We start from the raw sequence: 17,147 nt of genomic DNA on the forward strand, positions 1-17,147 counted from the left end.
CAAGCGACCCATGTTTGGTTCCAATGACGACAAGAAGTCGCCGGCCGAGGCTGGCGCGCAGACCCCGCCTGTGACCGAAGAAAAGAAATCCCTGTTCAGTTGGTGGCGCAAGAAGCCAGCAGAAACGGCTACTCAGCCGCTCCAGCCAGAGTCCGTCGAGCAACCTGAAGCCGCTCAGACGCCTGCCGAACCGGCTGCGCCTACGCCTGATCAGGCGCCAGCGGCCGTGCAGAGCGTCGAACCTGAGGCGGCCGCGACGCCGGTCCCTGCTCACCCCGAGCCAGCCGTCGAGGCGCCGCCGCAGGTCACCCCGGTTGTCGCCGAGCAGCCGGTTGTGCTGCCCGAGCCCATCGTCGAGGCCGTGCCCGCGCAGCCGGTGACAGCGCCGGTTGCCGTTGCCGCGCCGGCCACGCAGGAAAGACCCGGTTTCTTCGCCCGCCTCAAACAGGGCCTGTCCAAGACCAGCGCCAGCCTTGGCGAGGGCATGGCCAGCCTGTTCCTCGGCAAGAAGGCGATCGACGACGACCTGCTCGATGATCTGGAAACCCGCCTGCTCACCGCCGACGTCGGCGTCGAGGCGACCACCTCGATCATTGGCAGCCTGACCAAGCGCGTGGCGCGCAAGGAGCTGGCCGACAGCGGCGCGCTGTACAAGGCGCTGCAGGAAGAGCTGGTGACCCTGCTCAAACCGGTCGAGCAGCCGCTGGTGATCGACACGGCCAAGCAGCCCTACGTGATTCTCGTCGTCGGCGTGAACGGCGTGGGCAAGACCACCACCATCGGCAAGCTGGCCAAGAAGCTGCAGCTCGATGGCAAGAAGGTCATGCTCGCTGCCGGCGATACCTTCCGCGCCGCTGCGGTGGAACAGCTGCAGGTCTGGGGCGAGCGCAACAATATCGCGGTGATCGCCCAGCACACCGGCGCCGATTCGGCCTCGGTGATCTTCGATGCGGTGCAGGCCGCCAAGTCGCGCGGCATCGACGTGCTGATCGCCGATACCGCCGGACGCCTGCACACCAAAGACAACCTGATGGAAGAACTGAAGAAGGTGCGCCGCGTGATCGGCAAGCTGGATGAGACGGCGCCGCACGAAGTGCTGCTGGTGCTCGACGCCGGCACCGGCCAGAACGCCATCAACCAGGCCAAGCAGTTCAACCAGACGGTGAACCTCACCGGTCTGGCGCTGACCAAACTCGACGGCACCGCCAAGGGCGGCGTCATCTTCGCCCTGGCCAAGCAGTTCGGCCTGCCGATTCGTTATATCGGCGTGGGTGAAGGCATCGATGATCTGCGTCCGTTCCAGGCGCAGGACTTCGTCCAGGCACTCTTCGAGGAGCGTGAACGCGGATGATCCGATTCGAGCAGGTCGCCAAGCGTTACCCCAATGGCCATGTCGGGCTGCACGAGCTGAGTTTCCGCGTTCGCCCCGGCGAGTTTCTCTTCGTCACCGGCCACTCCGGTGCCGGCAAGAGCACACTGCTGCGTCTGTTGCTGGCGATGGAACGGCCCACCAGCGGCAAGCTGTTGCTGGCCGGGCAGGACCTGTCGACCATCACCAATGCGCAGATTCCGTTCCTGCGCCGGCAGATCGGCGTGGTGTTCCAGAACCACCAGTTGCTGTTCGACCGCAGCGTGTTCGACAACGTCGCCCTGCCGCTGCAGATCCTCGGCCTGTCCAAGCCGGAGATCGGCAAGCGGGTCGGTGCCGCGCTGGAGCGCGTCAGCCTCAGTGACAAGGCCGCGCAGTCGCCGGGCGATCTGTCCACTGGTCAGCAACAGCGCGTCGGTATTGCCCGCGCCATTGTTCACCGACCCGCCCTGCTGCTGGCGGATGAGCCCACCGGTAACCTCGACCCGCGTCTGGCCGCCGAGATCATGGGCGTGTTCGAAGACATCAACCAGCTGGGCACCACGGTGCTGATCGCCAGCCACGACCTGGCCCTGATCGCGCGCATGCGCCAGCGCATGCTCACTCTGCAACGCGGTCGTCTGATCGGTGATGGGGAGGCTGCCTGATGAGCGCATCGAAGATGCCCACGCCGCAGCCGGCCGAACGTGTCGGCGCGGCGCCGCGCAACAAGGTGGTCGACGGCCCGGCGGATGAGCCGGATTTTCGCACCCTGCTCAACGCCTGGCTGGAAAGCCATCGCGCCAGCCTGGTCGACAGCCTGCGCCGTCTGGCTCGCCAGCCCATCGGCAGTTTCTTTACCTGCCTGGTGATGGCCGTGGCGCTGAGCCTGCCCATGGGCCTGTCGCTGCTGCTGGACAACGTCGAAAAGCTCGGCGGTTCCTGGCAGCGTGCGGCGCAGATTTCCCTGTTCCTCGACATGTCCGCCGGCGAGCGTGACGGCCAGGCGCTGCGCGAGCAGATCGCGGCGATGGATGATGTGTCCGATGCCGAGTGGATCAGCCGCGAGCAGGCGCTGGAAGAGTTCCAGCAGCTGTCCGGCCTGGGCCAGGCGCTGAAGGAATTGCCGGAGAACCCGCTGCCCGGCGTGGTACTGGTGACGCCGAAGGAGGTCGACAAGGCCAAGCTCGAAGCCTTGCGCCAGCGCCTGGCGGAACTGCCCAAGGTGGAGCAGGCGCAGCTCGATCTGGTCTGGGTCGAGCGTCTGACTGCGATCCTCAAGCTGGGCGATCGCTTCGTCTTCGGCCTCAGCCTGCTGCTGATCCTGGCGTTGCTGCTGGTGATCGGCAACACCATCCGCCTGCACATCGAGAACCGCCGCGCCGAGATCGAAGTGATCAAGCTGGTGGGGGGAACGGATGGCTACGTGCGACGTCCCTTCCTTTATATGGGCGCGTTGTACGGTTTCGGCGCAGGCGTCTTCGCCTGGCTGCTGCTGGCCTTCGGGCTGGATTGGCTGAACGATGCTGTAGTACGTTTGGCCGGTCTTTACGGTAGCGATTTCGCGTTAGGTGGCGTACCTTCTTCCGACGGTTTTTCGCTGCTGCTCGGCGCCGTGCTGTTGGGCTATATTGGCGCCTGGCTGGCGGTGGCGCGTCACCTCAACGAACTGGCGCCCCGCTGAGGCGTCAGTCAGCGAGGCTGAACGTAAGCTGACAAGCCATTGTTTTGGTTGATATTGACTATCTGTCTGGGAACTTATCCACAGGCCCTGCATCAGATAGCGCAGTGCTACACTGCACGAGTTTCGTGAATCGGAGGATTCGAATGTCCACTTCCTTGCAACCTGTTCATGCTCTGGTTCCAGGCGCCAACCTGGAAGCATACGTGCATGCGGTCAACAGCATTCCGCTGCTGACGCCCGAGCAGGAGCGTGAGCTGGCCGAAAATCTCTACTACCAGCAGGACCTCGAGGCCGCCCGCCAGATGGTGTTGGCCCACCTGCGTTTCGTGGTGCATATCGCACGCAGCTACTCCGGTTATGGCCTGGCCCAGGCTGACCTGATCCAGGAAGGCAACGTCGGCCTGATGAAGGCGGTCAAACGCTTCAACCCGGAAATGGGTGTGCGCCTGGTGTCCTTCGCCGTGCACTGGATTCGTGCGGAAATCCACGAGTTCATCCTGAAGAACTGGCGCATCGTCAAAGTGGCCACCACCAAGGCCCAGCGCAAACTGTTCTTCAACCTGCGCAGCCAGAAAAAGCGTCTGGCCTGGCTGAACAACGACGAAGTGACCGCCGTGGCCGAGAGCCTGGGCGTCGAGCCGCACGAAGTGCGCGAGATGGAAAGTCGCTTGACAGGTCACGACATGGCCTTCGACCCGGCAGCCGATGCCGACGACGACAGCGCCTTCCAGTCGCCTGCACACTACCTGGAAGACCATCGCTACGATCCGGCTCGCCAGCTCGAGGATGCCGACTGGAGCGACAGTTCCAGCAGCAACCTGCACGAAGCGCTGGAAGGCCTGGACGAGCGTAGCCGCGACATCCTTTACCAGCGTTGGCTGGCCGAGGAGAAGGCGACGCTGCACGACCTGGCAGCCAAGTACAACGTGTCGGCTGAGCGTATTCGTCAGTTGGAGAAGAACGCGATGAACAAGCTCAAGGGCTGCATCGCCGCCTGAGCTTGTCGATACCCCGAAAAACCGCACCCTGGTGCGGTTTTTTTCTGTCTGGAGCAAATGCCTTGAATAAAGCCCCTCTGAAAGCGCAGCACTGGCTGGTGTTCCTGGTCGTGGCCGTGCTGTTCTTCGCCTGGGGCGCCTGGTTGATGCGCAGCAGCGAGGTGCATCCGGTCGCCAACCTGCAGCAGTGGCGTGATGCCCTGTTGCAACCGCTGGCCGAGGATGAACTGACGCTGCGCGATCTGCGGGCGATGACCGGGGGCGAGCTGTGGCTGGAGCCACGCCTGGACGGCGCACGGCTGACCTATCGGGCAACACTCGAAGGGGAGGAGGGCGAGTGGGCGTTGCAGGCTGAACTGGCCTTGAGCCAAGGTCAGCGCGACAGCCTGATGGCGGCACAAGGGCTGAAGCCGGGTGACGCAGAGTTGGCCCTGGATGAGTCGCTGCTGGATCAGATGGCTGCTTTCGCCATTGCCAGCCTCAACCTGAGTGCCCCGCAGGCGCTGGCCAGCGAGCGCCTGGCGGCCAGTCTCGGGCAGCCGCGCCTGACCCTGGAACTGGCTGACGGTCAGGCCTGGGTCTATCCGCAATGGGGGTTGACCGTACATCTGCGCGGCGATGACGTCGCGCTGCTGCACGCGGTGCCGCGCAAGGCGTTTCGCAGCCGCTAGCCCGGTCTACAGCCAGCGCGGCCAGCCGTCCGGGCGTTTGGGTTTGAGCTGGTTGAGGTAGTGGCTGCCGCCGAGCTGGTTCATCTGCTGGCGAATCCAGGCCGCGCGGCGAATGATGTAGCCATTCGGCCGGCCTGCGCTCCAGCGCAGCGGGTTGGGCAGCACGGCAGCCAGCTGGCTGGCCTGCTGGCGGTTCAGGTACGGCGCGCCCACGCCGAAATGATGCTGCGCGGCAGCTTCGGCGCCGAAGATGCCATCGCCCCACTCGACGCTGTTGAGGTAGACCTCGAGGATGCGTTCCTTCGACCAGAGCAGTTCGATCAGCGCGGTGAACCAGGCTTCCAGTCCCTTGCGCAGCCAGCTGCGGCCGGACCAGAGGAACAGGTTCTTCGCCACCTGCTGGCTGAGGGTGCTGGCGCCGCGCAGCGAGCCGCCACTCTGGTTGTGCGCCAGGGCGGCCTGGATGGCACCCATGTCGAAGCCCCAGTGCTCGGCGAACTTCTGATCCTCGGCGGCGATCACCGCCATCTTCAGGTTGTCCGGCAGCTCGTTCCAGGGCCGCCACTGGCGCTTGAGCTCCAGTGACTGCCCGCTGTTCCAGGATTCGATCTTGCGCTCGATCATCAGCGCCGTGCCGGGCGGCGGCACCCAACGCAGGACTAGCACCAGCAGCGCACTGGCCAGCATCAGCCAGAGCAGCAGTTTCAGCAGGCGGCGGGTAAGGGCTCGGAGCATGGGGTCTCGCAATGATCAAGTGAGGCGCTATTAAAGCAAAAAATCGACTGGAGCGATTTTTGCCGTCGTTTTTGCCGTCTGGGATGGCTGGCAACAAAAAAGAGATCAAGGGGCGCGCGCGGCACCACAGGATTGGTCGCGGGTGTGACAATAGCGACCATTCCACCTCTCGGCCCAGCGCTTAAACTGCGTGCAGGTCGATCTATTCAGGAGTTTCCATGGCCCGTCTCTGGCTGCTGTTATCCGCATTCGCCGGTTTTACTGGTGTCGCACTGGGCGCCTTTGCCGCCCACGGTCTGAAGAACCGGCTGACGGCCGAGTATCTGGCGGTGTTTCAGACCGGCACGCACTATCAGCTGATCCACGCGCTGGCCCTGTTCGGCGTCGGTCTGCTGGCGCTGCACGCCCCCGGGCGTCTGCTCAACCTGGCCGGTGGCGCCTTCGCACTGGGCATCTTGCTGTTCTCCGGTAGTCTCTATCTGCTGACGCTCAGCGGCATCGGCAAGCTGGGCATCATCACCCCGTTCGGTGGTGTCGCCTTCCTGGTCGGCTGGCTGTGCCTGGGGCTGGCGGCCTGGAAAATGACCTGACCCTGGCGTCAGAAATGAGGACGAATGGCGCCTTTTAGCCTTGGTCGCCGCCGCCTATCGGGCTAGAATGCCGGCCCTCTTTCTAGTTGTGATCGAGTCGTCATGCGTATCCAGTTGAATGGTGAACCCTTCGAACTGCCGGATAACCAGAGCGTCGCCGACCTGTTGGTTCGCCTCGATCTGACCGGGCGCCGTGTGGCGGTCGAGCTCAATCAGGACATCGTTCCACGCAGCCAGCACGACAGCACCCAGCTCGCCGAGGGCGATCAGGTGGAAGTGGTGCACGCCATCGGCGGCGGTTGACCCCTCGAGGAGTATTCCATGAGCCAAGTTCGCAGCGACAAGCCCTTCACGCTGGCCGGTCGTACGTTCCAGTCGCGCCTGCTGGTCGGTACCGGCAAGTACAAGGATATGGACGAGACCCGTGACGCCATCGCCGCTTCGGGCGCCGAGATCGTCACCGTGGCGGTGCGCCGTACCAACATCGGCCAGAATCCGGGCGAACCGAATCTGCTCGACGTGATCAGCCCGGACAAGTACACCATCCTGCCCAACACCGCCGGCTGTTTCGATGCCGTCGAGGCCGTGCGTACCTGCCGCCTGGCTCGCGAGCTGCTCGATGGCCACAACCTGGTCAAGCTGGAAGTGCTGGCCGACCAGAAGACCCTGTTCCCCAACGTCATCGAAACCATCAAGGCGGCCGAAGTACTGGTCAAGGACGGCTTCGACGTGATGGTGTACACCAGTGACGACCCGATCATCGCCCGCCAACTGGCCGAAATCGGCTGCATTGCGGTGATGCCGCTGGCCGGCCTGATCGGTTCGGGCCTGGGCATCTGCAACCCCTACAACCTGCGCATCATCCTCGAAGAATCGAAGGTGCCGGTGCTGGTCGATGCCGGTGTGGGTACGGCGTCCGACGCCACCATCGCCATGGAGCTGGGCTGCGAGGCGGTGCTGATGAACAGCGCCATTGCCGAAGCCCAGGATCCGGTGCTGATGGCGCGTGCCATGCAGCATGCCGTCGAGGCCGGTCGCCTAGCTTACCTGGCTGGCCGCATGCCGAAGAAACTCTATGCCAGTGCGTCGTCGCCGCTGACTGGCCTGATCAATTAAGGAAGACGATTTGCTGCGTGCCGGTCCGCCGGCGCGCCAAGTCGTAACGCAATCTACAAGAGCACAGCATGACCGATACCCAGCAGTCCGAACTGACCGAAGACGGTCGCCAGCGTCGTACCATCAAGAGCTTCGTGATGCGTGCCGGGCGCATGACCGAAGGCCAGCAACGCGGCCTGGACAAGGGCTGGCCGTTGTTCGGTCTGGCGCTCGAGGATGGCCTGCGTGACTTCGATCAGGTGTTCGGTCGCAGCGCGCCGCGTACCTTCGAGATCGGCTTCGGCATGGGCCACTCCACCCTGGAAATGGCTGCCGCTGCGCCGGAGCAAGACTTCATCGGTGTCGAAGTACACAAACCGGGTGTCGGGGCGCTGCTCAACGGGGTGATGACGCAGAATTTGAGCAACCTGCGTGTTTACAGCTGCGACGCCCTGGAAGTGCTGCGCGACTGCGTGGCCGACGCCAGCCTCGACCGCGTGCTGCTGTTTTTCCCCGACCCCTGGCACAAGGCGCGTCATCACAAGCGCCGCATCGTCCAGCCGGCGTTTGCCGAACTGGTGCGCAGCAAGCTGAAGATCGGCGGTGTGCTGCACATGGCCACCGACTGGGAGAACTATGCCGAGCATATGCTCGAGGTGATGAACGCCGCGCCGGGCTATCGCAACCTGGCCGCCGATGGCACCTATGTGCCGCGCCCCGAGGAGCGTCCGGTAACCAAGTTCGAACGTCGCGGCGAGCGCCTTGGCCACGGTGTATGGGACCTCAAGTTCCAACGCCAGGAATGATTGCCGGGCGATCCGCGTTCGCCAGGATCGCCCGGGCTTAGAACCAGCTGGATGCACGATCAGATCGGGATAACCCGACAGCCGGCCAGGACGGCCCCCTCACCGCAAGACACAACAACGATAAGCATGCCTGCCAGGCGTGCGGATATTGGCGACGCCGCTGCCATGGCGCCGCAAGGAGAGCATTGTGTTGAGATCGGTTTCCCTTCTTCTGCTGACTGCCCTGGCCTTTCAGGCTCAGGCCAAGGTCGACGCCAGTCAGGCTGCACGCCTGGGGCAGGACCTGACCCCGCTGGGTGGCGAGCGAGCCGCCAATGCCGCGGGCACCATCCCCGCCTGGACAGGTGGCCTGGCCACGCCGCCGGCGGGTTACCAGCCGGGGATGCACCACCCGGATCCCTACGCCGACGACAAACTGCTGTACCGGGTCGATAGCCAGAACCTGGCGCAGTACGAACAACAGCTGCCGGTCGGCCTCAAGATGCTCCTGCAGCAGAACCCGAGCTTCTACCTGCGCGTATTCCCGACTCGTCGCAGTGCTGCCGCGCCGCAACGCATCTACGATGCCACGCGCTTCAACGCGCTCAATGCCGAGCTGATCTCTGGCGGCAATGGCGTCCAGGGCGCAGCCGCTGGTGTGCCGTTCCCGCTGCCGCAGAACGGCCAGGAGGCCATCTGGAACCACATCATGCGTTACCGTGGCGACCAGATCAGCATGGCCACCAACCAGGCGGCGGTGCTCGCCAACGGCAGTTACAACCTGCTCAAGCTCGAGCGCGACATCTACTTCCTCTACGGCCGCGAAGGCATCGCCCCGCAGGATCTAGAAAACACCCTGTTCTACTACAAGTACAAGGTGGTGGCGCCGGCCAAACTGGCCGGTTCGGCCCTGGTGGTGCAGGAGACGCTCGACCAGGTTCTGGCGATTCGCAAGGCCTGGCGCTTCAACCGTGGCGAGCGGCGCGTGCGGCGCCTGCCGATGCTCGCCTACGACACCCTGCAGCCCGACACCAACGGCATGGCCACCGCCGACCAGGTCGACTCTTACAACGGCGCCCCGGACCGCTACGAGTGGCAGTTGTTGGGCAAGCGCGAACTGCTGGTGCCTTACAATAGCTACGCGGTGCACCAGCAGGGCATTGCCTATGCCGATATCTTGCGGGCCAAGCACGTCAATCCGGAGCTGCTGCGTTACGAGCTACACCGCGTCTGGGTGGTGGAGGCCGATCTGCGCAAAGGCTTCAGCCATCCCTACGGCAAGCGTCGTTTCTACCTCGACGAGGACAGTTGGCAGATCCTTGCGGTCGACCTGTATGACCGCGCCGGTAATCTGATCGGCCTGCAGGAAGCCCACCCGATCAGTTACTACGATGTGCCGATGTTCGGCTCGACCCTGGAGACGATCTACGACTTCAAGGGCGGTCGTTACTTCGCCGACGGCCTGGACAACAACGAGAAGATGTACGACTTCAACGCCAGACTGACCCCGCGCGACTTTACCCCGCAGGCGCTGCGCCGCGAAGGCAACTGAGTCTTCCTCGTTAGCGCGACCAGCGCATCGTCAGCTCTGGCTGGCCGGTGTTCGGGTCGCGCGTCTCGTCCACCGTCACGAAGCCGCCTGCCTGGTAGAAGGCCACCGCCCGGGTGTTGGCGCGGTAGACGCCGAGTTCCAGGCGGTCGCGCCTGCGTTTGGCCTCGTCCAGTAGCTGACGACCCAGGCCGCGGCCTTGGGCGTGCGGGCTGACGAACAGTGCGGCCAGGCGCTGCTCATGCAGTGACACGAAGCCGAGTAGCTGGTCGTTCTTCTGCAGCACCAGGGTTTCGGCCTGCGGTAGATAGTGGTCGCGCATGGCTGTCAGTTGTTCGTGCCAGAACGCCGGCGGCACGAAGTCGTGGGCCAGGAGGGAGGCCTTCAGCCAGAGGTCGAGTACGGCGTCGCAGTCTGCGCGATGGTAGGGGCGAATCATGATGAAGTCCTGTTCGAGGAGAGGTGAATCCATGGAGGTTCGATTACATATCTTCGGTGCATCCGGTTCGGGCACCACCACCCTGGCCCGCACGTTGGCCGAGCGCTGTGGTTGGCTGCATCTGGATACCGACGATTTCTACTGGTTGCCCAGCGAGCCACCGTACCTGCACAAGCGCCCGCCGCAGCAGCGCGTGGCCTTGATCCGCGAGCAACTGCAGCAGGCACCCAACTGGATATTGAGCGGCTCACTGTGCAGCTGGGGCGAGGCGCTGATTCCTGCGTTCAGCCATGCGTTGTTCCTGCGTCTGGACGATGCAGAGCGCATGCGTCGTCTGCATCAGCGTGAAGCGGCGCGCTACGGCGAGCGCATCGAGCCGGGCGGCGACATGCACGCCCAGAGCCAGGCCTTCCTCGACTGGGCATCAGGCTACGAGCAGGGGGATCTGCGCACGCGCAGCCTGCTCATGCACGAAACATGGATCGAGCAGCAGCTTGATTGTCCCCTGCTACGGCTGGACTCGACGCACGACAGCCCAGCTCGACTGGCCGAGCAGGTCATGGCCTGGCTGCGAGATTGACATGCCCAGGGGCCTGCGTCCGCTAATTGCGGTCGGCCAGTATGCCAATGACCACGAAGATCAGGATCAGCACCGGCGCCAGGGTGAAGTTGTTGAAGTAGGCCAGACCCTTTGCCAGCCAGGGCGTGAGGAAGACGATGGCCAGGCCATAACCGACCGCGCAGAACACCACGAAGAGCAGGGTGCGCAGTACGAAGTTGAGGTTGCCGATGGTGCGTTGAACCCAGGCGTTGATGGCTGGGCCGAACAGCACCAGCAGGGTGGCCATGATGGCCAGGGAGATGTCGCTGAGGTGGCTGCGGCTCCAGCGCGAAAGGGTGACGATCAGGTCCAGTAGCAGATCCATTCAGGCTCCTTGGCAGGGGTAACGGTCAGCGCAGCGGCATCAGGGCTGCGCGAGCGAGGCGCCTAAGCCTAACGGATTCTTGTTGCGCTGTGGGTGATCTAGGTGCCGTCCTAAAGGTGCCTGTGCTCGGCGACTTTTTGTACAGACGCTAAGCCAGGAACTGTTGCAGCAGGTCGTTGAGAAACAGCTGGCCCTTCGCGGTGGCGACCAGTCGCGTGTCGTCGGCCTGCAGCAGACCCTGGCGTTCGGCTTCGCGGCGTGCCTGCTCGAGTTGCTGCAGCGGCAGGCCGGTGCGCTGGCTGAACAGCTCGGCCGGTGCGCCATCGCTCAGGCGCAGCACGTTCATCAGGAACTCGAAGGGCAATTCCTCGGCATCGAGCACACGTTCGCCGGCCTGGTAGGCCTTGGCCGGGTCGAGGTAGTCCTTCGGCAAGCGGGTCTTCCAAGTGCGCAGGATGCGCCCGTCCCGTGTGCTGAGCTTGGCGTGGGCGCCGGCGCCGATGCCGAGAAAATCACCGAAGGTCCAGTAATTGAGGTTGTGCCGCGCCTGTTTACCGGGCTGGGCGTAGGCCGACACCTCGTACTGCGCGTAGCCTTCGGCGGCGAGCAGCGCCTGGCCGGCTTCCTGGATGTCCCACAGCAGGTCGTCCTCGGGAAGTACCGGCGGCTGGCTCCAGAACACCGTGTTCGGCTCCATGGTCAGCTGGTACCAGGACAGGTGCGTCGGGCCCTGGCTGATGGCAGTGCGCAGGTCGAACAGCGCGTCCTCGATGCTCTGCTCGGGCAGGCCGTGCATCAGGTCGAGGTTGAAATTGTCGAAGCCGGCGGCGCGCGCCATGTCGGCGGCGCGGATGGCCTCGTCGCCGTTGTGGATGCGCCCCAGTGCCTTGAGCTTGTCCTGCTGGAAGCTCTGCACGCCGATGGACAGGCGGTTGATGCCGAGGCTGCGGTAGCCCTTGAATTTGGCCTGCTCGAAGGTGCCGGGGTTGGCTTCCAGGGTGATCTCGATGTCCGGCGCGAACGCTATGCTGCGCTCGACACCTTCCAGCAGGCGGCCCAGGGCGCGGTCGGAGAACAGGCTGGGGGTGCCACCGCCGAAGAAGATCGAGGTCAGCGGCCGGTCGTGCACGTGCTGCTGGTCGAGATCGAGGTCGGCCAGCAACGCGTCGACGTACTCATCCTCCGGCAGCGTTGGCCCCGCGGCGTGGGAGTTGAAGTCGCAATAAGGACATTTGCGCACGCACCACGGGATGTGGATATACAGCGCAAGGGGCGGGAGCAGGAAGCGCCCGCCAGCGGTGTCGCTCATGCCAGCCCCAGACGCTGCTTGAGCAGGGCCATGGCGCGGGCGCGGTGGCTGAGGCGGTTCTTCTGCGCGGCCGGCATCTCGGCGCTGGAGCACTCGCTCTCCGGCACCCAGAACAGCGGGTCGTAGCCGAAGCCATGCTCGCCACGGGCCTGGTGCAGGATGCGGCCATGCCAGAGGCCTTCGCAGAGGATCGGCAGCGGGTCGTCGGCATGTCGCACCAGGGCCAGGGCGCAGACGAACTGGGCGCCGCGCTGGGCGTCCGGCACGTCTTTCAGGGCATCGAGCAGCTTGGCGTTGTTCGCCGCATCGCCTGCGCCATCTGCGTAGCGCGCCGAGTAGATGCCAGGCGCGCCACCGAGGAAATCCACCGCCAGGCCGGAGTCGTCGGCCAGCGCCGGCAGGCCGGAGATGCGCGCGGCGTTGCGCGCCTTGAGGATGGCGTTCTCGACGAACGACAGGCCGGTTTCTTCCGGCTCGACCTGGCTGAACTCACCGATCGAGCGCACGCGCACGGCGTCGCCGAGCATGGCCTGCAGTTCCTTGAGTTTGCCGGCGTTGTGACTGGCCAGCACCAGCTCCTTGAACTCAGTCATCCGGGAACATTTCCTGATTGAAGGTGATGCGGTGCGCGTCGTCACCCTGGCGTACGTTGAGGGTGAAGCTCAGTACTTCGCGGGTCTTGAAGGGGAACTGCGCCAGGTAATAGATGGCCTCGCCCTCGGTGACCTGGCGGAAGGTCAGTGCGGTGCTCTTGCCGAGCAGATCCTTCACTTCGCCACCGACCACTGCGGTGCTGGGCTTGCCGGCCTTGAGCACGGCGATGTTGATCACGCCCTGGGTCTTGCTGCGGGTCAGGCCGGCGGCTGCGGCGATGTCCGGCTGGATGAAACTGGAGTTGAAGACGCTGTAGTGCACGTCGAGATCGCCGAAGCTTTGCTTGCGCTCGGCGGCGGCCGGCAGGGCCAGGCACAGGGCGATCAGGAAGGGGATGATGCGGCGCATGATGTTCTCCTCGTTCAGACCGCGACGCGGTGCGCGGCAGGGGCCGAGCCGCTGATGCGGTAGATGCCGATCTCGCCCAGCAGGTTGGGCCAGATGCGGCTTGCCAGGCCGTGGCGATGGTCACGGTCCACTGCCAGGCGTTCTTCCACGCGGGCACCCTGGGCATGGCAGAGGCGCTCGAAGTCCTCGAAGGTGCAGAAGTGGATGTTCGGTGTGTTGTACCAGGTATAGGGCAGGAAGTCCGATACCGGCATGCGACCTTTTGTCGTCAGGTACCAGCGGCAGCGCCAGTGGCCGAAATTGGGGAAGGTGATGATGCAGGTCTTGCCGACGCGCAGCATCTCGGCCAGCACCTTGTCCGGGTAATGCAGCGCCTGCAGCGACTGTGTCATGACCACCACGTCGAAGCTGTTGCTGGCGAAGTTGCCCAGGCCCAGGTCGAGGTTCTGTTCGATGACGTTGACGCCGCGCTCGATGCACAGCGCGATCTTGTCCGGGTCGATCTCCAGGCCGTAGCCGGAGACCTGTTTGTTGTCGCGCAGGCCGGCCAGCAGTTCGCCGTCGCCGCAGCCCAGGTCGAGTACGCGACTGCCGGGGGCGATCCATTCCTGGATGATTTCCAGATCCGCTCGCATGCTCACACCTCGATCCGTTTCATGTAGCTGTCGAATGCCTGCAGATAGCGCGGGATCGGCATGAGGAAGGCGTCGTGGCCCTGCGGTGCATCGATCTCCAGGTAGCAGACGTTCTTTTTCGCGGCCAGCAGGGCGTCGACGATTTCCCGTGAGCGGGCCGGGGAGAAGCGCCAGTCGGTGGTGAAGGACATCACGCAGAAGTCGGCCTTGGCCGCGGCCAGGGTCTTGGCCAGATCACCGTCATGGGTGGCGGCCGGGTCGAAGTAGTCCAGTGCCTTGGTCATCAGCAGGTAGGTGTTGGCATCGAAGCGGCCGGAGAATTCCTCGCCCTGGTAGCGCAGGTAGCTTTCCACCTGGAACTCGACGCTGTGGAAGTCGTAGTTGAGCTTTTCGCTCTTCAGTCCGCGGCCGAATTTCTCGCCCATGGCGTCATCGGACAGGTAGGTGATGTGGCCGACCATACGCGCCAGCATCAGGCCGCGTTTGGGGATCACGCCCTGTTCCTGGAAGTGTCCGCCGTGGAATTCCGGGTCGGTGAGAATCGCCTGGCGCGCCACCTCGTTGAAGGCGATGTTCTGCGCCGACAGTTTGGGCGCCGAGGCGATGGCCAGGCAATGGCGTACGCGCTCGGGGTAACTGATGGTCCACTGCATGGCCTGCATGCCGCCGAGGCTGCCGCCGATCACCGCCGCCCACTGGGCAATGCCGAGCACATCGGCCAGGCGCGCCTGGCTGTGCACCCAGTCTTCCACGGTCATCACCGGGAAATCGGCGCCGTAAGGTTTGCCGGTGGCCGGGTTGATGCTGCTCGGGCCGGTGGAGCCGTTGCAGCCACCGAGGTTGTTGAGGCTGACGACGAAGAACTTGTTGGTGTCGATCGGTTTGCCGGGGCCGATGCAGCTGTCCCACCAGCCGGGTTTGCGATCATCCGGGCTGTGGTAGCCGGCGGCGTGATGATGGCCGGACAGGGCGTGGCAGATCAGCACCGCATTGCTGCGCGCGGCGTTCAGTTCGCCATAGGTTTCGACGACCAGTTCGTACTCGGCCAGGCTACGCCCGCAGGCCAACGCCAGGGGATCGCTGAAGCGCAATACCTGGGGGCTGACCAGGCCGACGGAATCTTCGGGAAATGCAGTGGGCATGGAGGCGCTGCTAAGGAATCGGAGGAGGGCGCCAGTCTAAAGAGCACCGCCCCGAGCGGCAAGCGAGCAAGCCCGCGAGCCCGCGAGCGCTCGCTGTTTGGCGGCGCGCTACAGGCTGCGAGGGCGCGCTGCCAGCGGCAGGCTGACCACCTTGCCCTGGCGCTGCACCGGTGCCGGACGCCGCAGCACGCGCAGCATGTCGCTGGCCTGGGCCAGTTGTTGCTCAAGTTCTTCGTGGTAGCGCGCCAGTTGCAGGCTGCGCTTGCGTGTCTGCTGGGTTTCCTGGGCCAGGGCCTTGAGGCGCAGCATGTGGGTTTCCAGCATCTGCTTGTGTTCCAGGGTGTGTTGCATCAACGGCATCAATGCATCGGCCGCCCATTGCTCGGCGTCCAGGCGCAGGCGCTGGTGCAGGCCGATGACTTCCTGGGCCAGGGTGGCAAAGAAGCGTCGCGTCAGGCTGCGCTGCTCGGTGAGCAAGGTCTTGAGGTGCAGGCGGAACTGATCGCCCTTGGTCTGCAGGTTGTTCAGCTCACGCAGGTAGCGCTGGATCTTGAACTGCGGCGCGTCGACGCCTCCCAGCGGGTTGTCTTCGTTGTGTCGGCGATAGATGGCGGCGACCATCTTGTTGGCCATCTCAGCTTCGTGCTGCAGGTTGTGCAGGTCCTGCTCCACAGCCTGGAAGAAGTGCAGGATGGCCTGGTTGATGCCCAGGGTCGTCCAGCTGCCGGTGAGGTTGCGCCGGACTTCGCTCAGGTGCTGTTCCAGGCGCTCGGGGCGGGCCGCGTGGCGTAGCAACTGGCCCTGGCGCAGCAGCAGGCGCTGATTGGTCTTCAGGCCGAGCAGGCGCTTGTGGTGGCGGCTGTGGTCTTCCTTGGTCTTGGCGGTCAGTTCGAACAACAACTGGCCGTTGTCCTGCTGATGGTTGCCGAGCAGGGCCAGCTGTTCGCTGACCTTCTCCAGGCGCAGGTTGAGCACGTGCTGGCTGTTGTTCAGCAACGCCAGAACCTGCCGCACTACATGGTCTTCGATCAGGCGTTCCTTCTGCGCGACGATGCGTTCGCACAGCAGGTTCTCCAGATTGGCCATCAGGCTGCGTGCCAGCAGTGCCTCATCCTTGCGCACCTTGGCCAGCAGCGCCTGTTTGGCCGACAGCGGCAGGACGTCCTGCTTGGCGATGCCCAGCTGCTTGGCGGTGGCGCTCTGGATCTGGCTGATGGCGTTGTGCACGAAGGTCTCGCCGGCCAGGTCGTCCCAGAGCACGTCGATCTTGTTCAACACGGCGAACAGGCTGGTCTGCGCGTCCTCGTCGAGCTGGCGGATGTGCTGCTGCCAGATGTGCATGTCGCTGGCCGTGACGCCGGTGTCGGCAGACAGCAGGAAGATGATCGCCTGGGCGTTGGGCAGCATCGACAGGGTCAGCTCGGGCTCGCTGCCCAGGGCATTGAGGCCGGGAGTATCGAGAATGCGCAGGCCCTGACGCAGCAACGGGTGGTCGAAGTTGACCATGGCGTGGCGCCAGGCCGGCACCAGCACCTGGCCGCGTTTGCCGGTGCCTTCGAGCATGTCCGGGTGGAAGCCGAGCTGGATCGCCTGCTCTACCGGCATCGGCTTGGTCTTGGCCACCTGGCTGAAAGCCAGTGCCATGTTGGCCGGGTCGCTGGTATCCAGCGGGATGTTCACCCAGTGGCGGGGGATACGCTTGAACTGCGCGACGCTGGCCGAGGCGGTGCGGGTCTCGATGGGCAGCAGGCGAATGTAGGGGCGTTCCGAGCGCGGGTCGAAGAACAGCTCGGTCGGGCACATGGTGGTGCGACCGGCATGCGAGGGCAGCATGCGCTGGCCATATTCGGAGAAGAACAGGCTGTTGATCAGCTCGGTCTTGCCGCGCGAGAACTCGCCGACGAAGGCCAGGGTGATGTGATCGGTGCGCAGGATCTTCAGGGCGCGTTCGAGCTTGGCCTGCACCGCCTCGGAGTTGAGGCGATTGTGTTCCAGCCAGCTGCGATAGCGCGTGATCTCGCGCATCAGTTCGCGTTTCCATGCGACGTAGGCGTCAACCTGCTGGCTGAGACGTTCCATGCTCATCCTGGCTCTCCTGTCGGCAAGATCATCCACTTGCGGGGGCTGCGTGACGGTTCAATTGAGTTTGCCGCCAGGAAGCACGGCATTGACGACAATAGCCTGCATTATGCGAGCTACGAGGCAGCCGTCAATTGGCTGCGTTTGCAGTCCCGCCTTA

20 protein-coding genes are annotated in these 17,147 nt (G+C 64.3%); 11 read left to right on the forward strand and 9 right to left on the reverse strand.

The window, feature by feature from the left end; genetic code table 11:
* Positions 1-10 precede the first annotated feature (10 nt).
* The 5 genes from ftsY to ACN8M7_RS22455 all read left to right on the forward strand — a co-directional run bounded on the left by ftsY (position 11) and on the right by ACN8M7_RS22455 (position 4,701).
* Positions 11-1,351 carry a signal recognition particle-docking protein FtsY gene (gene ftsY, locus ACN8M7_RS22435; RefSeq protein WP_490262210.1) on the forward strand — a complete coding sequence of 447 codons (1,341 nt, stop codon included), beginning with the start codon at positions 11-13 and terminating at the stop codon, positions 1,349-1,351.
* Entirely contained in the window at positions 1,348-2,016 is a 669-nt protein-coding gene (ftsE, locus tag ACN8M7_RS22440; protein WP_061240202.1) for a cell division ATP-binding protein FtsE, read from the forward strand. Before ftsY ends, ftsE begins: the two co-directional genes overlap by 4 nt.
* Positions 2,016-3,032 carry a permease-like cell division protein FtsX gene (gene ftsX / locus ACN8M7_RS22445; RefSeq protein WP_061240203.1) on the forward strand — a complete coding sequence of 339 codons (1,017 nt, stop codon included), beginning with the start codon at positions 2,016-2,018 and terminating at the stop codon, positions 3,030-3,032. Before ftsE ends, ftsX begins: the two co-directional genes overlap by 1 nt.
* Positions 3,033-3,175: 143 nt before the next feature.
* A complete protein-coding gene (gene rpoH, locus ACN8M7_RS22450; protein ID WP_061240204.1) occupies positions 3,176-4,030 on the forward strand; it encodes an RNA polymerase sigma factor RpoH in 855 nt (284 codons plus the stop codon).
* Between the two features lie 62 nt (positions 4,031-4,092).
* Positions 4,093-4,701, forward strand: a complete 609-nt coding sequence (locus ACN8M7_RS22455) for a hypothetical protein (RefSeq protein ID WP_490262211.1) — start codon at positions 4,093-4,095, stop codon at positions 4,699-4,701.
* Positions 4,702-4,707: 6 nt separating this feature from the next.
* On the opposite strand, the gene mtgA is transcribed toward ACN8M7_RS22455, so the two are convergent.
* Entirely contained in the window at positions 4,708-5,436 is a 729-nt protein-coding gene (gene mtgA / locus ACN8M7_RS22460) for a monofunctional biosynthetic peptidoglycan transglycosylase (RefSeq protein ID WP_490262212.1), read from the reverse strand.
* 218 nt (positions 5,437-5,654) lie between these two features.
* Here mtgA and ACN8M7_RS22465 point away from each other — a divergent pair, with 218 nt between their 5' ends.
* The 5 genes from ACN8M7_RS22465 to ACN8M7_RS22485 all read left to right on the forward strand — a co-directional run bounded on the left by ACN8M7_RS22465 (position 5,655) and on the right by ACN8M7_RS22485 (position 9,458).
* Positions 5,655-6,026 carry a DUF423 domain-containing protein gene (locus tag ACN8M7_RS22465; RefSeq protein WP_061240207.1) on the forward strand — a complete coding sequence of 124 codons (372 nt, stop codon included), beginning with the start codon at positions 5,655-5,657 and terminating at the stop codon, positions 6,024-6,026.
* 102 nt (positions 6,027-6,128) lie between these two features.
* Positions 6,129-6,329, forward strand: a complete 201-nt coding sequence (gene thiS, locus ACN8M7_RS22470) for a sulfur carrier protein ThiS (protein WP_061240208.1) — start codon at positions 6,129-6,131, stop codon at positions 6,327-6,329.
* 18 nt (positions 6,330-6,347) lie between these two features.
* Positions 6,348-7,142, forward strand: coding sequence for a thiazole synthase (locus ACN8M7_RS22475; protein WP_061240209.1), 795 nt, complete (start codon positions 6,348-6,350; stop codon positions 7,140-7,142).
* Between the two features lie 68 nt (positions 7,143-7,210).
* A complete protein-coding gene (trmB, locus tag ACN8M7_RS22480; protein WP_490262213.1) occupies positions 7,211-7,927 on the forward strand; it encodes a tRNA (guanosine(46)-N7)-methyltransferase TrmB in 717 nt (238 codons plus the stop codon).
* Positions 7,928-8,114: 187 nt separating this feature from the next.
* Positions 8,115-9,458: a DUF1329 domain-containing protein gene (locus ACN8M7_RS22485; protein ID WP_490262214.1), complete on the forward strand. Its 1,344-nt coding sequence runs from the start codon at positions 8,115-8,117 to the stop codon at positions 9,456-9,458.
* Between the two features lie 10 nt (positions 9,459-9,468).
* Here ACN8M7_RS22485 and ACN8M7_RS22490 read toward each other — a convergent pair whose 3' ends face one another.
* Positions 9,469-9,927 carry an N-acetyltransferase gene (locus tag ACN8M7_RS22490; protein ID WP_490262215.1) on the reverse strand — a complete coding sequence of 153 codons (459 nt, stop codon included), beginning with the start codon at positions 9,925-9,927 and terminating at the stop codon, positions 9,469-9,471.
* Here ACN8M7_RS22490 and ACN8M7_RS22495 point away from each other — a divergent pair.
* Positions 9,926-10,474 (forward strand): AAA family ATPase, encoded by a 549-nt coding sequence (locus ACN8M7_RS22495; protein WP_490262216.1) that lies wholly within the window; start codon positions 9,926-9,928, stop codon positions 10,472-10,474. The genes ACN8M7_RS22490 and ACN8M7_RS22495 overlap by 2 nt on opposite strands.
* A gap of 22 nt (positions 10,475-10,496) precedes the next feature.
* Here the strand turns inward: ACN8M7_RS22495 and ACN8M7_RS22500 are convergent, their stop codons facing one another.
* The 7 genes from ACN8M7_RS22500 to ACN8M7_RS22530 form a co-directional block, all read right to left on the reverse strand.
* Positions 10,497-10,820 carry a DUF3392 domain-containing protein gene (locus tag ACN8M7_RS22500; protein WP_061240213.1) on the reverse strand — a complete coding sequence of 108 codons (324 nt, stop codon included), beginning with the start codon at positions 10,818-10,820 and terminating at the stop codon, positions 10,497-10,499.
* A 148-nt stretch (positions 10,821-10,968) separates the two neighbouring features.
* On the reverse strand, positions 10,969-12,129 hold the full coding sequence (hemW, locus tag ACN8M7_RS22505) for a radical SAM family heme chaperone HemW (protein ID WP_490262217.1): 1,161 nt from the start codon (positions 12,127-12,129) through the stop codon (positions 10,969-10,971).
* Positions 12,126-12,722 (reverse strand): RdgB/HAM1 family non-canonical purine NTP pyrophosphatase, encoded by a 597-nt coding sequence (gene rdgB / locus ACN8M7_RS22510; RefSeq protein WP_490262218.1) that lies wholly within the window; start codon positions 12,720-12,722, stop codon positions 12,126-12,128. The genes hemW and rdgB overlap by 4 nt, the downstream gene beginning before the upstream one ends.
* The gene (locus ACN8M7_RS22515) at positions 12,715-13,131 is read right to left on the reverse strand and encodes a DUF4426 domain-containing protein (RefSeq protein WP_061240216.1); all 417 of its coding nucleotides are present in this window, start codon (positions 13,129-13,131) and stop codon (positions 12,715-12,717) included. The genes rdgB and ACN8M7_RS22515 overlap by 8 nt, the downstream gene beginning before the upstream one ends.
* Before the next feature lie 14 nt (positions 13,132-13,145).
* Positions 13,146-13,766 (reverse strand): methionine biosynthesis protein MetW, encoded by a 621-nt coding sequence (gene metW, locus ACN8M7_RS22520; protein ID WP_490262219.1) that lies wholly within the window; start codon positions 13,764-13,766, stop codon positions 13,146-13,148.
* A 2-nt stretch (positions 13,767-13,768) separates the two neighbouring features.
* Complete coding sequence (gene metX, locus ACN8M7_RS22525) at positions 13,769-14,908, reverse strand: homoserine O-succinyltransferase MetX (protein WP_061240218.1); 1,140 nt, start codon at positions 14,906-14,908, stop codon at positions 13,769-13,771.
* A 108-nt stretch (positions 14,909-15,016) separates the two neighbouring features.
* Positions 15,017-16,993, reverse strand: coding sequence for a dynamin family protein (locus ACN8M7_RS22530; RefSeq protein ID WP_061240219.1), 1,977 nt, complete (start codon positions 16,991-16,993; stop codon positions 15,017-15,019).
* Positions 16,994-17,147 lie beyond the last annotated feature (154 nt).

Origin of the sequence: Pseudomonas spartinae, assembly GCF_965197125.1 — a bacterium.
Taxonomy (GTDB): Bacteria; Pseudomonadota; Gammaproteobacteria; order Pseudomonadales; family Pseudomonadaceae; genus Aquipseudomonas; species Aquipseudomonas composti_A.

Excerpts from the sequence above, each read along its gene's own strand:
- hemW (WP_490262217.1), bottom strand. The coding sequence starts at position 12,129 with ATGAGCGACACCGCTGGCGGGCGCTTCCTGCTCCCGCCCCTTGCGCTG.
- thiS (WP_061240208.1), top strand. The coding sequence starts at position 6,129 with ATGCGTATCCAGTTGAATGGTGAACCCTTCGAACTGCCGGATAACCAG.
- metX (WP_061240218.1), bottom strand. The coding sequence starts at position 14,908 with ATGCCCACTGCATTTCCCGAAGATTCCGTCGGCCTGGTCAGCCCCCAG.
- trmB (WP_490262213.1), top strand. The coding sequence starts at position 7,211 with ATGACCGATACCCAGCAGTCCGAACTGACCGAAGACGGTCGCCAGCGT.
- ftsE (WP_061240202.1), top strand. The coding sequence starts at position 1,348 with ATGATCCGATTCGAGCAGGTCGCCAAGCGTTACCCCAATGGCCATGTC.
- ftsX (WP_061240203.1), top strand. The coding sequence starts at position 2,016 with ATGAGCGCATCGAAGATGCCCACGCCGCAGCCGGCCGAACGTGTCGGC.
- rpoH (WP_061240204.1), top strand. The coding sequence starts at position 3,176 with ATGTCCACTTCCTTGCAACCTGTTCATGCTCTGGTTCCAGGCGCCAAC.
- ACN8M7_RS22475 (WP_061240209.1), top strand. The coding sequence starts at position 6,348 with ATGAGCCAAGTTCGCAGCGACAAGCCCTTCACGCTGGCCGGTCGTACG.
- ACN8M7_RS22490 (WP_490262215.1), bottom strand. The coding sequence starts at position 9,927 with ATGGATTCACCTCTCCTCGAACAGGACTTCATCATGATTCGCCCCTAC.
- ftsY (WP_490262210.1), top strand. The coding sequence starts at position 11 with ATGTTTGGTTCCAATGACGACAAGAAGTCGCCGGCCGAGGCTGGCGCG.
- rdgB (WP_490262218.1), bottom strand. The coding sequence starts at position 12,722 with ATGACTGAGTTCAAGGAGCTGGTGCTGGCCAGTCACAACGCCGGCAAA.
- ACN8M7_RS22495 (WP_490262216.1), top strand. The coding sequence starts at position 9,926 with ATGGAGGTTCGATTACATATCTTCGGTGCATCCGGTTCGGGCACCACC.
- metW (WP_490262219.1), bottom strand. The coding sequence starts at position 13,766 with ATGCGAGCGGATCTGGAAATCATCCAGGAATGGATCGCCCCCGGCAGT.
- ACN8M7_RS22465 (WP_061240207.1), top strand. The coding sequence starts at position 5,655 with ATGGCCCGTCTCTGGCTGCTGTTATCCGCATTCGCCGGTTTTACTGGT.
- ACN8M7_RS22530 (WP_061240219.1), bottom strand. The coding sequence starts at position 16,993 with ATGAGCATGGAACGTCTCAGCCAGCAGGTTGACGCCTACGTCGCATGG.
- ACN8M7_RS22515 (WP_061240216.1), bottom strand. The coding sequence starts at position 13,131 with ATGCGCCGCATCATCCCCTTCCTGATCGCCCTGTGCCTGGCCCTGCCG.
- ACN8M7_RS22500 (WP_061240213.1), bottom strand. The coding sequence starts at position 10,820 with ATGGATCTGCTACTGGACCTGATCGTCACCCTTTCGCGCTGGAGCCGC.
- mtgA (WP_490262212.1), bottom strand. The coding sequence starts at position 5,436 with ATGCTCCGAGCCCTTACCCGCCGCCTGCTGAAACTGCTGCTCTGGCTG.